The organism is Corynebacterium sp. 11A (assembly GCF_008930935.1).
GTDB lineage: Bacteria > Actinomycetota > Actinomycetes > Mycobacteriales > Mycobacteriaceae > Corynebacterium > Corynebacterium megadyptis.
The window spans coordinates 45,280-60,192 of the sequence record NZ_PQMR01000004.1 but is presented as its reverse complement, the minus strand read 5'-3'; the positions used below and the strand labels follow the sequence as shown (position 1 = coordinate 60,192).

Below are 14,913 nucleotides of genomic sequence, written 5' to 3'. Positions count from 1 at the left end.
AAATTTGTCAGAGCCATTAGCCCGCCTTCCATGCGCCCATAGCGCCTTGGGAGGGGCATCGATATCTCGAAGGACAGCAACTACCGTGACCACTCCGTCGCTTGCCACCAGCACCACCAGCGATATTTCCACCACCCTTCGGGAGGGGCTCACACCCGCCGTCATGACTGTCACGGGTCCCGACCGTTCCGGAGTGACCGCCGCCTTCTTCCGTGTGCTTGCCGCCCATCGCGTGCAGCTCTTAGACGTGGAGCAGTCCCAGTTCCGTGGCCGCCTATCACTGGCCGCGCTCGTCGGTTTCAATGTGGACAATGAAGAGATGCTGCGCGTCGGACTCACCGAGACCATGCGTGCCTATGGCATGCAGATCACCGTGGAAGTCAGCGATGCACTCTCACCCACCCGCCCCATGTCCACCCACGCGGTCGTGGTGCTCGGCTCCCCAGTGACGGCACAGCATATCTCGGCCATCGGCCAAACCCTGGCGGACTATGGCGCGAATATCGACACCATTAGGGGCCTCTCCGACTATCCCGTCACCGGAATCGAGCTGCTCGTCAGTGTGGCCAACCCCGAGCCTGGCGGCGGCGTCAGCCTGCGTAAGGCACTCGCCGAACTCACCGCCTCCTTGGGCATTGATATTGCGATCGAACGGGCGGGGCTGCAGCGCCGCTCCAAGCGCCTCATCTGCTTCGACTGCGACTCCACCCTCATCACCGGCGAGGTCATCGAGATGCTTGCCGCGCACGCGGGCAAAGAGGCCGAGGTCAAGGACGTCACCGATCGGGCAATGCGCGGCGAGTTGGACTTCGAGGAATCCCTGCGCGAGCGCGTCGCCGTGCTCGAGGGACTGGATTCCTCCATCATCGACGAGGTGGCCCGCGATATTCAGCTCACCCCCGGTGCCCGCACCACCATCCGGACCCTCAAGCGTATGGGCTACCGGGCCGCAGTGGTCTCCGGCGGCTTCATCCAGGTGCTGGAGAACCTCGCCGCCGATCTCGATCTGGATTATGTGCGCGCCAATACCCTCGAGATCAAGGACGGGAAACTCACCGGCAAGGTGATCGGGGAGATCGTCGACCGCGCTGCCAAGGCGCGCTTGCTGTCGGAGTTTGCCGCCGACGCTGGGCTGCAGATGCACCAGACCGTGGCCGTGGGCGATGGCGCCAACGATATCGACATGCTCTCTGCCGCCGGTCTCGGTATTGCCTTCAACGCCAAGCCGGCGCTCAAGGAGATCGCCGACACCAGCGTGAACCACCCGTATATGGATGAGATCCTGCATATCCTCGGCATTTCACGCGAAGAGATCGATTCCGAGGACCTCGCAGAGGGCACGTTCCGTCGCGTGCCGCTTCCCACTCACAGCTAGTTCTTCTATCCGCATGAGCGATATCCCCGATAGCTTCCGCGTGGCCCATGCGCGGCTCGCTGCTCTCAGCGAGCTGCGGCCGCCTCATCACGAGGATCCCTCCGATCCCTCTACGGTGCAGGCGATGCCGATCGTGCTGCACATGCCCAAGAATGAGCGACCGGATCGGCTGAGTCTGTCTGCGGCGGCAGCAATGGCCGTCGTGGCGTGCTGCCTCGACGAGCGCGCCGGCGGCGATACCGCCTACGCTGCGGGGCTCGCGGGCTGGTACGGTGCCAGGATCCGCAAGGTATCGCGCCGCGCTCGGAATATCCACTGGCGGCGCGCCCAAGAGGTACCTGGGGTGACGTGCAGCGTGAACGACGCCCACGCACGGGCCTGTGTACCCTCGGCCATCGCAGACACCGATCCGATGATTGCGAAACTGCAGATCGGCGGAACTGATCTCCCTTCGGTGGAGGAGGAGCCGCCGCTGCGGGATGTGCCCCTGATAGCAGTGGATCGGGATTTGCAGATGAGCGTCGGCAAGCAAACTGCGCAAGTGGGGCACGCCTCCATGCTGTTGGCTGCGGCGCTACCCGTGGAGGACGCCTGGACGTGGGCGCGCACGGGCTTCGAACTGCAGGTCCGTGAGCTGCCTCGGCCGCACTTCCGCGAGTTCTGCGCCCAGCCCGGCGCCGTCGAGGTGGCCGATGCTGGGTTTACAGAGGTGGCGCCAGGGTCTGTGACCGCCGCTGCTATCTACTGTTTCCACTAGTGCAGTTCTCGTAGTGCATGCGCTACCGTTGTGGCATGACCTACCCCCAGAATCCTTACGGCGGACAGCCGGATCCGAACTTTAACGCGTACGACGGTTACGGCCAGACTGGAGGAACCCAACCCCTCGGTTCCCCAGACTTGAGCAGCGCGCTGACCATCTCGTGGAAAGTATTTGCCCAGAACTGGGTTCCCTTGGTGTTGGGCAATCTGCTGTTTACCATCCTCTCCACGGCCATAGCAGTAGGCCAACTCGGCCTGACATCCTTTGCCACGGATGCGAGCGCCAACGAGGAGCTCACGGGCTCAGAGATCAGTAGCATGATCCTGTTTCTGTTGCTGTTTATGGCGCTGACCTTCCTCTCGAGCTTCTTCCTGTACCGCACCTCCAGCGATGCGCTCCGCGAGGGCAAGCTGTCGTTTAAGGAGTTCTTCCGGGTTGATCGTTTCCTGGGCTTCCTCGGCATCGGCCTTCTCGTAGGACTGTTCACCCTGGTTGGCCTGATACTGCTTATCATTCCGGGCCTCATCGTGGGCGTGTTGCTGTGCTTCTCCCAGATCGCTTATCTGCGTGAACCCGAGCTGGGTGTCTGGGGTGCGATCAAACGCTCCAAGGATGTTGTGAGCAAGAACGTCGGCGTTGTGCTCCTGGCACTGCTGCTCGTGATTCTCGTGAGCATGGTCGGCAGCTGGTTGCTTGTGGCCACCGTGGTCACGACTCCGTTTATTTCCGTGTTCATGACCGTGCTCTACGAGCAGTCGCGCGGCCCGGCGGGGCTGTTCGCTGATCCCAGCTCCCCCTATGCTGGCGTCGCAACCAACGCGACGCAGCCGCAGGGCTACTACCAGCACAATGGCGGGGCCTATCCGGCCTATGGCCAGCCCGGCCAGGATGGCTATCCGCAGCAGGGCTACCCGCAGGGCGGCTACCAGCAGTACCCAGAGCAGGGCTATCCGCAGCAGGGCTACCAGCAGCCGCAGGAGGATTACTCCCAGTACAACGACGGCGCGACTGGCTCGGGGCCGAGCAGCTGGCAGGGCTATAGCTCGCCCGAGCCCACTGCGCAGCCGGAGGCGCACTCGGGATCTGAGTACCAGCATCCGGAGGGAACCTCGGAGTGGCCGGAGCAGCCGGAGAAGCGTGACATGCGCTTCAAGGAGCCCGGAGACGGGGAGGATCCCCGGCCGCAGGGATAAATATCACAGTGTGGGCTTAGCACAGCGTCGCCTACACTAAGGCCTGTGAATACTTCATCATCACGGTCCTCCGCCCGCGCGGACGCCGCACCGCGGCGCCGCACACCACGGCCCAAGCGCAATCGAGCCTGGGTGCCAGATCAGCACGGCGCTTGGGTGATGGTGATTCTTCCCTTCCTCATTGGTGTGTTCCTCGCGGGGGTGCATCCCTTGCATATTCCGCTCGCCATCGCATGGTTGAGCGGATACTTTTGTTTCTTCGCCGCCGGGCTGTTTCTCAAGGTCCGCACCGCTACCCGCGGTGATCGGCGCGCTCAATACGCCACTCCCATGTATGTCTATGGGGCGATTTCGGCGCTCGCATCCCTGATAGTGCTGGTGTTCCAGCCCCAGCTCATTGCCTTCGCGCTGCTCTTCGGCCCGCTCGTGGCTATCGCCGTGTGGGAGGCATGGAATAAACGCGGCCGCTCCTTGGCCTCGGGGCTGTCGACGGTGGTGGCTTCGAGCCTATTGGTTGCCGTGGCATGCGCCATCACGGATCAGCTCGACCGCGGTGTGTGGATCACCACCTTATTGCTGGCCCTGTATTTCGCTGGCACGGTGCCCCTGGTGAAAACCTTGATCCGCGATCGCGGCAGCCGCCGCATGCTGGCTATCTCGCTGGGCATGCACGTTGCCGCCGCTGTGGTGGCGGTGGGATTGTTCTTCGCCGGTGAGGCATCGTGGTTCACGGCCATCGTGTTCTGCCTCCTCGTGGTACGAGCAGCCGTGCTGCCCACAATCAACAACCGCCGCATCGCTGAGGGCGAGGCCCCTCTCAGCGCCAAGAAGGTGGGCCGCTGGGAAAGCCTGTGGACACTCCTTGTCACCGTGGCGATACTGCTGCCGGTTTAAGAGCGCAGTACCCGCCGCAGCGTTTTGCCCGCCGCCGAGCGGGGAATGGATTCCACAAAGCGCACCTGCCGGATACGTTCGAAAGGGGCGACCCGCTCGGCCACAAAGCGCATGAGCGCTGCCGCTTCCACACCGGAATCATCGGCCACCACACAGGCCACGGGCATCTCCTCGCCATCGTCTCCGACACCGGAGACCACGGCGCAGTCGAGGACCCCAGGGCAGCCCAGGACGATCTCCTCGAGTTTCACCGGTGAGACCTGGAAGCCGTGGGATTTAATGATGTCTTTCAAGCGGTCCACGATAAACACCTCACCGCGATCATTGGCATAAGCCATATCTCCGGTGCGCAGCCAGCCATCGACGAGTGCCCCATAAGAATCGGGCCCCGCCCCGGAATAGCCGCGCATCACCTGCGGCCCAGCAACCCATAGCTCGCCCACCTCGCCGAGCTCACGTTCCTGCAGGCTCAACGGATCAACGATGCGCTGCTGGGTATCGCGCAGCGGCGGGCCGATAGAGTTCAGCGGCGACCCCGCCACGCAGAGGTGCGTCACCGGCGAGGCCTCGGTGAGCCCATAGCCTTGGCGGATCGGCACGCCCGTGCGCTGCATGGCGGCGCGCGCTATGGTGGACGGCAGTGAGGCCGCTCCACTAATCATCTGGGTGCAGTGGGAGAAATCAATCTCGTCCACCACGGGGTGCTGTGCCAAAAGACGCGCCAAGGGAGGGGCGATGAAAGTCGTGTTCACCTGCCAGCGCTCGTGGTTGCGCAGGAATTCCATTGCGGAAAAAGGTGCGGTGACCACGCGGGCACGGCAGTACAGCGGCACGGTGAGCAGCGCCGTGAGCCCATAGATATGGCTCAGCGGCAGCATCGACAGGCAGGTCTCGCCCGCGGCGATGCCCACCCGTTCGGCGAATTGCAGCACATTAGCGCATAGGTTGCCGTGGGTGAGCTCCACGGCCTTCGGCGCCCCCGTCGTGCCCGAGGAAAACGGCAGGCACGCGAGATCCTGCTCGCGTGCGGCGGCGAAGTTGGCCAGTGCTGTGTGCGGCTGCTCCACGAGGGCGGCGATATCAGCGCCGCTGCGCAGCGCCAGCTGTGCCCCCGCCTCTCGGAGCTGGGCGGCGGCATCCTTGTCGGAGAGATGGGTGCCCAGAGGGGTAGCCACGGCCCCGGCGGCGAGAACAGCGAAGAAGCTCCGGGCGAAGTCGATCCCATTCGGCAGCTGGATGCCCACCACATCCCCCGCACGGACACCGCTGCTCTGGAGCGCGCCGGCAAGGTCGAGAATATCCGCGCGCAGCTGCGGGTAGCTGATACTGCGGTCGGGGTCCACCACGGCGGTATGAGAGGGGAGGGTGGCGTCGAAAAGCAATGCTGCAAGATTCATGAGCGCACCAGCCTCTGCAGCGCCCCGCGCACCACCGCCGGATCGGCGGTTTCCCACATCGGCGGCAGCGAGCGCCGCAGGAAAGAGCCATAGCGTTTGGTCACAAGCCGCTGATCCAGCACGGCCACCACACCGCGGTCGGTGACCGAACGCAGAAGCCGGCCCGCGCCCTGGGCGAGCAAAAGGGCGGCGTGGGTGGCCGCGACCTCCATGAAGCCATTGCGGTGTTCTGCGTCGGCAGCCTCCTTACGAGCCTGCAAGAGTGGATCATCGGGGCGGGGGAAAGGAACCCGATCAATCATCACCAGCGAGAGCGACCGTCCCGGCACATCGACACCCTGCCACAGGGTGAGAGTGCCAAAAAGACACGTGTTCTCGTGTTTGGCGAACTCGGATACCAGCGCCCCAATGGAGTCATCGCCCTGCAGCAGAATGTCGAAGGGCAGCACAGGGCGCAGTTTTTCGGCCGCTTCGCGGGCGGCCCGCCGCGAGGAGAACAACCCCAGGGTGCGGCCGCCGGCAGCCATGATGAGCTCGCGCATCTCTTCGAGCGTCTGTGGCGATATGCCGTCGCGGCCTGGGGCGGGCAGATGGGTGGCGCAGTAGAGAATGCCCGAGGAGCGGGTATCGAAAGGGGTTCCCGCATCCAAGCTGTCCCAGCTTCCCTGCTTCAGCCCCCAAGAGGCTGCCATCGCGTTGAAGTTGCCGCCCAGCGCCAAGGTGGCGGAGGTGAGCACAACGGTGGAGGTGGCAAATAGCTTCTGCGCCAGCAGCGGCGCCACCGAGAGCGGGGCCACGTTCAGTGAATCGCGCCGAGAGCTGGAGGAAAACCCAGCCGCCTCCGGGGAGGAAGCATAGGGGCGATCGAGCCACACCACATCCTGCTGCTGGGCGGGATTATCGGTATCGAAGACCTCCATGATGCGGTCGATGGCATGCACCAGCTCGCTCACGTGATTGCCCAACGAACGCCGCTCGGCCGCAGTCTCCTGATCTTCGCCCAGCTCGCCGCCTTCGAGAGAGGAGAGCATGCTGCGGCACTGCTTGCGCACGCTCAGCAGCATTCCCGACGCCTCCTCGCTGATCTCTAACCAGCGCCCTGCGTCCTCGGCCTCGAGGGTGCGGTCCCATTCTTCGGCGAGCTCGGTGAGCTTCTGTTCCTTGCCGTCCACGCCCACCTTGCCGGCGCGGGTGGCGGTGAGTTTCAGCGCGGTCGAGGACAACGAGTTCGTGGAGACTGCGGTGATGCGCCCATCGAGTTCGTGGGCCTCGTCGATGATCACCGCATCATGCTCGGGGAGGATATCCACATCGGAGAGCGCATCAATGGCTAAGAGGGCGTGGTTGGTCACCACCACATCCACATCGGAGGCGTGGTGGCGGGCCTGCTCGGCAAAGCAATCCTCGCCGAAGGGGCAGGTGGCCGCGCCCATGCAGTCTTTTGAGCTCACACTCATCAGATTCCACACCCGGTCGCTGACCCCGATGTCGAGATCATCGCGGTCACCGGTCTCAGTCTCATTCGCCCACTCGGTGATGCGGCGCACCTGCTGGCCGAGCTCCGAGAGCTCGGTGGGCTGCTCCTCTGCCTCACCCATCGGCAGGGAGGGGTCCTCGGCATCGAGCTTGTGCAGACAGAGGTAATTATTGCGGCCTTTAAGGATGGCGAAGGTGGGGTCACGCTGCAGCTGGGGGCGTAGGCCCTCGACGAGCGCCGGTAGATCGCGGCCCACGAGCTGCCGCTGCAGGGCGATCGTGGCGGTGGAGACGATGACGGTGGTATCGGTCTCGTGCGCATAGCGAAAGGCCGGTACCAGATAGGCCAAGGATTTGCCGGTGCCGGTGCCGGCTTGGACGGCTAGGTGCCGCTGGCGAAAGAGAGCAGAACTGACCGCGTGGGCCATCTTTTCCTGTCCCTCGCGGCGTGCCCCGCCGAGGTGCTCGACGGCTGCGCTGAGCAGGCCACTGACATCGTCCGTGGGCGAGGCGGTGCTGTCGGGGGAACTCATAACGCTCATAGTAATGAGCGCCCCATGCGGGGTGGAGAGTCAGCTCACCCGAGAACACCGGCCGCGCCCGCAGTGGGGCAGCGCGGCCGGTGGTGCGCGCTTAGTTCTCGAAGCCGTAGAAACGGGTATTCACCGCGGGTTCTCCCCGCGAGAGCGCCAGACCCTCCCACGGCAGCGATTCGATTTCTCGCGCCAGATAGTCGCGGGATTCCTTCAGCGTGGGCAGGCCATCAACGATGGCGCCGCCGCGCATCAGCGGCTGAGTCAGCTCCACGTGCTCGAGGCGTCCGGTGGCGGGGGTGTCGTGGTCGAAGGGGTAGATGATCTCCTCCACGGCGGTGCCGGTGGCGCGCCGGGTACGGATGGCACGCTTGGTGCCGCCGTGGGAGCGCTTATTGGAGGAACGCTTGGACACCGGGTGGCCGTCGACCTCCACGAGTTTGTACACCAGACCTGCGGTGGGGGCGCCGGAGCCGGTGACCACCGAAGTGCCCACGCCGAAGACGTCCACGGGATCACCGCGCAGACCGGCGATGGCGAATTCATCCAAGTCGGAGGACACCACGATCTTGGTATCGCTGGCGCCGGCAGCGTCGAGCTGGTCCCGCACCCGTCTGGTGAGCATGCCGAGATCGCCGGAGTCAATGCGCACTCCGCCGAGCTGTGGCCCGGCCACGGCGAGGGCGGTTTCTACGCCCTTGGTGATGTCGAAGGTATCCACCAGCAGGGTGGTGCCCACACCTTGGGCGGCCACTTGCGAGCGGAAGGCCGCTTCTTCATCCGGTTGGCCATTCTCGTCCACGTGCAGGAGCGTCCAGGCGTGCGCGGCAGTGCCGGAGGCCGGCACACCATAGCGGTGGGAGGCCTCCAAGTTCGAGGTGGCGTAGAAGCCGGCCAGATACGCGGCGCGGGTGGCGGTGACGGCCGCATATTCGTGGGTGCGGCGGGAGCCCATCTCGAGGATCGGCCGGCCATCGGCGGCGGTGACCATGCGTGCGGCGGCGGAGGCTACCGCGGAGTCCGCGTTGAGGATGGAGAGAATGACCGTCTCTAAGATCACGCATTCACCAAAGGTGCCGCGCACCGTGAGCACGGGGGAGTGGGGAAAATACAGCGATCCCTCGTGATAGCCGTCGATATCGCCGGAGAAGTGATAGTTCCGCAGATAATCGAGAGTCTCGGCACTGAGGAAGTCGAGGCTGTCGAGCTGCGCTTCGGAAAACACGAAATTGGTCACGGCATCCAGCACACGGGGTGTACCGGCCACCACGCCATAGCGGCGCTCGCTGGGGAGGCGGCGAGAGAAAACTTCAAACGTGCATTGCCGATTCACCGAGCCGTCCTTGATGGCAGCTTCCAGCATGGTCAATTCATACATGTCGGTGAGCAGCGCCGAGGACAGACTTTTCAGGTTCTCGTGTTCTACCATGCCTTTACCATACGCGTTCGTGCAGCGTTTCTCGCTTATCGACGCCGTCTCCTTGGCCGCAGCTCAGCAGCTGCTCAGGCAGAGAAGTCCCGTGGGCGCTGCTTTATGACTACCCTATGGAGTATGGATGCAATGAGTACCCCCTCGGCGCCGATGGCTACGCCTGAGCTCGACGAAGCGATCGACGTGGATGTCACCACCAGCGAGAATCTGCCGTGGCTGTGCATCTGCTGGGACGATCCCGTGAATCTGATGAGCTATGTCTCCTATATCTTCCACACGGTATTGGGCTACGACAAGAAACGCGCCAATGAATTAATGATGCAGGTCCACACCGAAGGTAAGGCCGTAGTCTCCTCCGGTGAACGAGACAAAGTCGAAGCCGATGTGAAGAAACTGCACACGGCGGGCCTGTGGGCCACGATGCAGCAGGCAGGCTAAGCCGCACCGTCGTCATCGCGCCGCCGAGAACCGAGTTCGCCTCGTAATTTAAGAGAACAAGAAAGCCGAAATGGAATCCTTCAAGCGCAAGAAAGGGCTGATGCGCAGCCCAAAGTACACCGCCGTGTTTGAGCCACTCGAGCGCGAAGTGCTGGGAAATCTCACCGCCACGGTGTCGGAGGCGCTTATTCAGCGCGCCCAATCCGCGCCGAAGGATGAGCTTGAAGAGCTCGTGGGCATGACAGGCGGGCATAAAGAAGCGCCGAAGGATCCTGGGTTGGCTCGTCTTTTGCCGGATTTTGAGCGCGAAGGCGATGAGGAATTCGAGGGCGATAATTCCCTGCTGCGCTCTTTGCACGAAAACGATATTTGCCGAGACAAACTACGCAACCTGCAAGTTATTAATAGCGCCCTCGGCCCTGATGGTGGTGTGAACGTGACCGTGGACGATAGCGAGGTACACGCCTGGCTATCGGGGTTGAATGATCTGCGCCTCTATATTGCGTCTTCGGAGATGGGGAACTACGAGGGCGCGGAAGAAGAACGCGATCAACTGGTGGAGTGGTTGGGATTCGTCCAAGACTCCCTGCTCCACGCCTATATGAGCTAAGACTGTTCATCCACCCACTGCAAGGAGAGTACGAGCGCCGTGGCCGGCCGATTGTGTGATGTGGCGGGGCTTCAAGCCGCGCACTACAGCGATAGTGATACCGGAGTCACGGTGATCGTGGCCCCCGAGTCCGCCACCGGCGCCGTAGATGTGCGTGGCGGCGGCCCCGGCACCCGCGAAACTGATCTGCTGGCGCCCCACAACACCGTGGAGGCCGTACACGCGGTCTGCCTGAGTGGGGGGTCGGCCTTTGGTCTGGCCGCGGCAGACGGAGTGATGGCCTATCTGGAGGAACGCTCGCTCGGTTTCCCCGTGCTCGGGGAGGACAGCGAAGGCCCGCGCGTGCCGATCGTTCCCGCAGCGGTCATCTTCGATCTTCTCGTCGGCTCCGCTCAGGCGCGGCCGCGGCCACTTGACGGGTGGATAGCAGCCCATCGGGCACTCAGCGGCACCGAATTACTCTCGGGCACGGTGGGGGCAGGCACCGCCGCGGCGGCAGGGCGGCTCAAAGGTGGATTCGGCCAATCCTCCACACAGGTGGGGCAGTACGTAGTGGCCGCGGGCATGGTGGCCAATCCGGTGGGAGATGTCGTCGATAAGCATGGCCGGCTGTATGGGGATCCGGACGCTCCCGCCGTCGACTGTGAGGTCTATGCCACGCTGCGCGGTCCGGCCAGCAAGCTCAACACCACGATCGGGGTGGTGGCTACCGATGCGCCGCTAACAAAAGCGCAGGCTACACGGCTGGCGTTGGCCGGCCACGATGGTATCGCCCGCGCTGTGCGCCCCGCCCACTCTCCCCTCGACGGTGACACCCTTTTTGCACTTGCGACAGGTCCGCGCACCGGAGTGGATGTCGAGCAGTTGACGCAGCTGTCCGCGGCGGCCGCGGATGTGGTGGCGGCGGCGATTGTGGATGCGGTGACCTCCGCCGAGTCCACGCATGGAATGCGCGCGTACCGCGATATTCTTCGCTGAGCCCACGTGGTGCCGCCATGGCGCGTGCGTACAATCGTGAGCACACATAATCCGATGCAGCACGAGAGTGAAAAGAGTCGCCCCTCATGCCCCACGGCTATTCGAACTACTCGCACCCGACCTCCTATGGCACGGGCGCTCAGCCCGGCCCAGCGTGGAGCCCGGCGCCGCGGCAGACAGCGCAGCCACCGCAGCGCCGCTCCCGCGGTGGTTTCGGCACCGGCCTGCGGATCGCTCTCGGTTACGTGCTCGTGATCTGGGCGGTGTTCGTCGTGCAGCAGATGGGGATACTCAACCTGTCCTGGTTCGGAATCCATCCCCGCGATACCTCCACGCTATGGCATATCCTCACCTGGTCATTTCTCCACGCCAACCTGGATCACCTCATTGGCAATACGGTGACGGGAGCTCTCTTCGCTTTTTTGGTGGGTGTTACCGGCAGGCGCACCTTCTGGGAAGTCACAGTGATAGCGGCCATCACCGGCGGGCTTGCAGCATGGTTTTTGGGCTATCCCGGCACCAACCACATCGGCGCCTCGGGAGTGATCTATGGCTGGCTCAGCTATCTCATCGTCCGGGGCGTATTCAATCGCTCTCTGCGGCAGATCATTCTCGGCGTGGTGCTGGCCTTTAGCTATTCCGGTTTCGTCTGGGGCGTGATCCCCACAGAAGCCGCGGTGTCGTGGCAGGCGCACCTCGGCGGGGCGCTGGGTGGTGTGCTCGCGGGGGCTGTGATTAGCTCCGACGATCCGGTGAAGAAGATCGCCGCTCGGCCGAACTCGAGTCTCGGCTACTAGCCCCACCACGGGCGGCAGTCTGTCTGCTCCCGCCTTTGAGTGAACTTTCCTCACCCCGCGGTGCACGCATCGCGGGGTGTCTATGTGCTCGCCTTCGCCCGCCACTCTGCGCGTGTCCCACAGCATGATCCGCGCAGCATGATCAGCGGCGAGAGGGGGTTGTGACAGGGGGGAACCGCATACAGTAAATAAGGCAAGGTTAAGACGGCCGATATGGAGGAATGATGGGTTTCTGGGTGATGCTTCTCGCCATCGTGGTGGGTGTTGTTCTCCTCGTGGCCGGAGTGCGACGCCGCACACAGTCGCCGCTGGGTTGGGTACTGGCCGTAGCGGGGCTGGTGTGTATCGGTGCGGGTATCTGGCTGGCGCTACCTCAGTAGCGGCGAGCGCGCGGTGGCCAGCTGAACAACGCAGCGCGCGCTGTGAATCACGCGCGCTCTGGACCACGCTCGTGGGGCCGCTGCTAGTCTTCCCGCGCCCGCCTCGCTAGGCTTGCGTGCTGTGGGTACCAGTGAGGAACGAGACAGCGCAGAGCAGCTAATGGTGGACAATCCGTGGAACTTCCGCACCGTGGTGGATGAGTTCGGCCACGAGCGAGTGCTGGCGGATCAGACCAGCAATAATGCCCCCATCGGCATCTTCGATTCCGGATTGGGCGGGCTCACTGTGGCGAGGTCCATCGTGGACCAGCTGCCCCATGAATCGATTATCTACATTGGGGACACCAAGAACGCCCCCTATGGCCCGCAACCACTGTCGAAGGTGCGGGATCACTCACAGCGGATCGCCGACGAGCTGGTCCGGCGCGGTTGCAAGATGATCGTGATCGCCTGCAATACCGCCACCTCCGCTTTTGTGCGGGATGCCCGCGAACGCTACGACATTCCCGTGGTGGGCGTGATTCTGCCGGCCGTTCGGCGCGCCGTCTCCACCACGCGCAATAACAAGATTGGTGTTATTGGCACCCAGGGAACCATCACCTCGGGGGCCTATCAGGAGTTTTTCGCCGCCTCGCCCCAGGTGGAGGTCACGGCCACCCCCTGCCCGCAGTTTGTGAACTTTGTCGAACGCGGAATCACCTCGGGGCGCCAGATTTTGGGGGTAGCGGAAGGCTATCTCGCACCGCTGCAGGCCGCGGGCGTCGATACTCTCGTGTTGGGCTGCACCCACTATCCCTTGCTCTCTGGCGTAATCCAACTGGCCATGGGCGATGATGTGACGCTGGTGTCCAGCGCGGAGGAAACCGCGAAGGATGTGCTGCGGGTACTGAGCCACAGCGACAAGCTGGCCGATCCTGAGCACGCGGTGGAACGCTCCTTCGAATCCACTGGCGACCCCGCCATTTTCGCCATGCTCGCGCAGCGCTTCCTCGGCCCGCATGTGACTGAGGTCCAACACGTACAGGGTCTGTAACTTTTCAAACACCACCGCGGCTTTTTCCACACGACCGCGGGTTTAGTGGCAAAGTGATGGTATGAAGTTGACCATCATTGGATGCACCGGCAGCATGGGCGGCCCTGGGGGGCCGGCGTCGGGATATCTCCTTCAGGGCGAACGCGGACAGTCCATCATCATGGATATCGGCCCCGGTGTGCTGGCCCAGCTGATGCAGATGATCAACCCCTCCGAGGCGCATGTGGTGTTTTCTCACCTGCACGCGGATCATTGCCTCGATTTCCCCTCGCTGCTCGTGTGGCGGCGTTTCCACCCCGAGCTGGCTGCCCAAGGGCGCAATCTGTGCTTCGGCCCCAGCGATGCCGAGCTGCGGCTGGGGCGTATCTCCGCAGATGAGACCGATGGGGTAGACGATATGTCGGATACCTTTGCCTACGCCCCGTGGCGGCTGGGCGAGGCGGAGCATCTCGAGGGCATCACCATTACCCCGTTTGAGGCCATTCACCCGATCGAGGCCTATAGCCTGCGCATTGAGGAAGAGGCCACGGGGACCGTGTTCGCCTACTCCGGCGACACCAGCTTCACCAACTCCACCCTCGAGTGCGCCCGCGGCGCGGATGTCTTTTTCTGCGAGGCGACCTGGGGCTACACCTCGGAAGGCAAGCCGGAGGGGCTGCATATTTCGGGGCGCGAGGCAGGGCTGCTGGCCCGCGAGGCCGGTGTAGGCACCCTAGTGCTCGTCCACATTCCGCCGTGGGGCGATGTGGAGGGCGCGGTGCGCGCCGCCGCCGAAGAGTTCGACGGCCCCATCGTGGTTGGCGCCCCGGGGCAGGTCTATACCGGCTAGGCCCCAACGTCTGAGGGGATGAGGCGCGCCTGCGGTGTACCCTGAAGCCCATGACTACTAGCTTTCAGCGCGCAGATGGGCGCGCCCTCGATGAGATGCGTCCGGTCCGAATCACCCGTGGTTTCACCACCAATCCCGCTGGCAGTGTGCTGGTGGAGTTCGGCAATACTCGCGTGATGTGCACCGCCTCGATCGAGGAATCGGTGCCGCGTTTCAAGCGGGATTCCGGCGAAGGCTGGCTCACCGCCGAATATTCCATGCTTCCCGCCGCCACCCATGACCGCATGCCGCGCGAGTCCATGCGCGGCAAGGTCAAGGGCCGCACCCACGAGATTTCCCGCCTCGTCGGGCGCTCCCTGCGCGCCGCTGTGGATTTGTCCCAGCTGGGCGAGAACACGATCTCCATCGACTGCGATGTGCTCCAGGCCGATGGCGGTACCCGCACCGCCGCAATCACCGGGGCCTATGTGGCGCTTGCCGACGCCATCTCGGTGCTGCGCGAGCGTGGCGTGCTCAGCGGTGACCCGCTGCTGCCGCCCGTGGCCGCTGTCTCGGTGGGCATCATCGATGGCCACGTGTGCCTCGATCTGCCCTATGAGGAGGATTCCCGCGCCGATGTGGACATGAACGTGATCATGACCGAGTCCGGCGAGTTTGTAGAGATCCAGGGAACCGGCGAGCACAACACCTTCAGCCGCGCGGAAGTCACCGCCATTTTGGACATGGCGGAGAAGGGCTGTCGCGAGCTCATCGACGCCCAAAAGCACGCCCTTCAGGCCTAGCAGAGA

General features: G+C 63.8%; 15 protein-coding genes. 12 read left to right on the top strand and 3 right to left on the bottom strand.

Annotation, left to right across the window (positions count from 1 at the left end):
• Window positions 1-163 precede the first annotated feature (163 nt).
• From serB to GBB18_RS04815, 4 genes are read left to right on the top strand one after another with little or no spacing between them, the layout of a single operon-like run.
• On the top strand, window positions 164-1,375 hold the full coding sequence (gene serB / locus GBB18_RS04830; protein WP_225990243.1) for a phosphoserine phosphatase SerB: 1,212 nt from the start codon (window positions 164-166) through the stop codon (window positions 1,373-1,375).
• Window positions 1,376-1,388: 13 nt separating this feature from the next.
• Window positions 1,389-2,132: a peptidyl-tRNA hydrolase gene (locus GBB18_RS04825; RefSeq protein ID WP_151640918.1), complete on the top strand. Its 744-nt coding sequence runs from the start codon at window positions 1,389-1,391 to the stop codon at window positions 2,130-2,132.
• A gap of 35 nt (window positions 2,133-2,167) precedes the next feature.
• Window positions 2,168-3,328: a hypothetical protein gene (locus tag GBB18_RS04820; protein WP_151640917.1), complete on the top strand. Its 1,161-nt coding sequence runs from the start codon at window positions 2,168-2,170 to the stop codon at window positions 3,326-3,328.
• Between the two features lie 45 nt (window positions 3,329-3,373).
• Window positions 3,374-4,222 (top strand): YwiC-like family protein, encoded by an 849-nt coding sequence (locus GBB18_RS04815; RefSeq protein ID WP_151640916.1) that lies wholly within the window; start codon window positions 3,374-3,376, stop codon window positions 4,220-4,222.
• Here the strand turns inward: GBB18_RS04815 and GBB18_RS04810 are convergent.
• The 3 genes from GBB18_RS04810 to GBB18_RS04800 all read right to left on the bottom strand — a co-directional run bounded on the left by GBB18_RS04810 (window position 4,219) and on the right by GBB18_RS04800 (window position 9,057).
• A complete protein-coding gene (locus tag GBB18_RS04810) occupies window positions 4,219-5,619 on the bottom strand; it encodes a class I adenylate-forming enzyme family protein (RefSeq protein WP_151640915.1) in 1,401 nt (466 codons plus the stop codon). The genes GBB18_RS04815 and GBB18_RS04810 overlap by 4 nt on opposite strands.
• Window positions 5,616-7,628, bottom strand: a complete 2,013-nt coding sequence (locus tag GBB18_RS04805) for an ATP-dependent DNA helicase (protein WP_151640914.1) — start codon at window positions 7,626-7,628, stop codon at window positions 5,616-5,618. Before GBB18_RS04805 ends, GBB18_RS04810 begins: the two co-directional genes overlap by 4 nt.
• A gap of 100 nt (window positions 7,629-7,728) precedes the next feature.
• Window positions 7,729-9,057 carry a nicotinate phosphoribosyltransferase gene (locus GBB18_RS04800; protein WP_151549902.1) on the bottom strand — a complete coding sequence of 443 codons (1,329 nt, stop codon included), beginning with the start codon at window positions 9,055-9,057 and terminating at the stop codon, window positions 7,729-7,731.
• A 132-nt stretch (window positions 9,058-9,189) separates the two neighbouring features.
• On the opposite strand from GBB18_RS04800, the gene clpS reads away from it, so the two are divergent.
• The 8 genes from clpS (at window position 9,190) to rph (ending at window position 14,907) form a co-directional block, all read left to right on the top strand.
• The gene (gene clpS / locus GBB18_RS04795; RefSeq protein ID WP_151529773.1) at window positions 9,190-9,498 is read left to right on the top strand and encodes an ATP-dependent Clp protease adapter ClpS; all 309 of its coding nucleotides are present in this window, start codon (window positions 9,190-9,192) and stop codon (window positions 9,496-9,498) included.
• A 70-nt stretch (window positions 9,499-9,568) separates the two neighbouring features.
• Window positions 9,569-10,108 (top strand): DUF2017 domain-containing protein, encoded by a 540-nt coding sequence (locus GBB18_RS04790; RefSeq protein ID WP_151529772.1) that lies wholly within the window; start codon window positions 9,569-9,571, stop codon window positions 10,106-10,108.
• A gap of 39 nt (window positions 10,109-10,147) precedes the next feature.
• Window positions 10,148-11,086, top strand: a complete 939-nt coding sequence (locus GBB18_RS04785; protein ID WP_225990238.1) for a P1 family peptidase — start codon at window positions 10,148-10,150, stop codon at window positions 11,084-11,086.
• 86 nt (window positions 11,087-11,172) lie between these two features.
• Window positions 11,173-11,883, top strand: coding sequence for a rhomboid family intramembrane serine protease (locus GBB18_RS04780; protein WP_151549903.1), 711 nt, complete (start codon window positions 11,173-11,175; stop codon window positions 11,881-11,883).
• Window positions 11,884-12,104: 221 nt separating this feature from the next.
• Window positions 12,105-12,263 carry a hypothetical protein gene (locus GBB18_RS10630; protein ID WP_192795928.1) on the top strand — a complete coding sequence of 53 codons (159 nt, stop codon included), beginning with the start codon at window positions 12,105-12,107 and terminating at the stop codon, window positions 12,261-12,263.
• Window positions 12,264-12,423: 160 nt separating this feature from the next.
• Entirely contained in the window at window positions 12,424-13,296 is an 873-nt protein-coding gene (gene murI / locus GBB18_RS04775; protein WP_225976625.1) for a glutamate racemase, read from the top strand.
• Window positions 13,297-13,357: 61 nt separating this feature from the next.
• On the top strand, window positions 13,358-14,125 hold the full coding sequence (locus GBB18_RS04770; protein WP_151529770.1) for an MBL fold metallo-hydrolase: 768 nt from the start codon (window positions 13,358-13,360) through the stop codon (window positions 14,123-14,125).
• A gap of 50 nt (window positions 14,126-14,175) precedes the next feature.
• Window positions 14,176-14,907, top strand: coding sequence for a ribonuclease PH (gene rph / locus GBB18_RS04765; protein WP_151529769.1), 732 nt, complete (start codon window positions 14,176-14,178; stop codon window positions 14,905-14,907).
• Window positions 14,908-14,913: the final 6 nt, after the last annotated feature.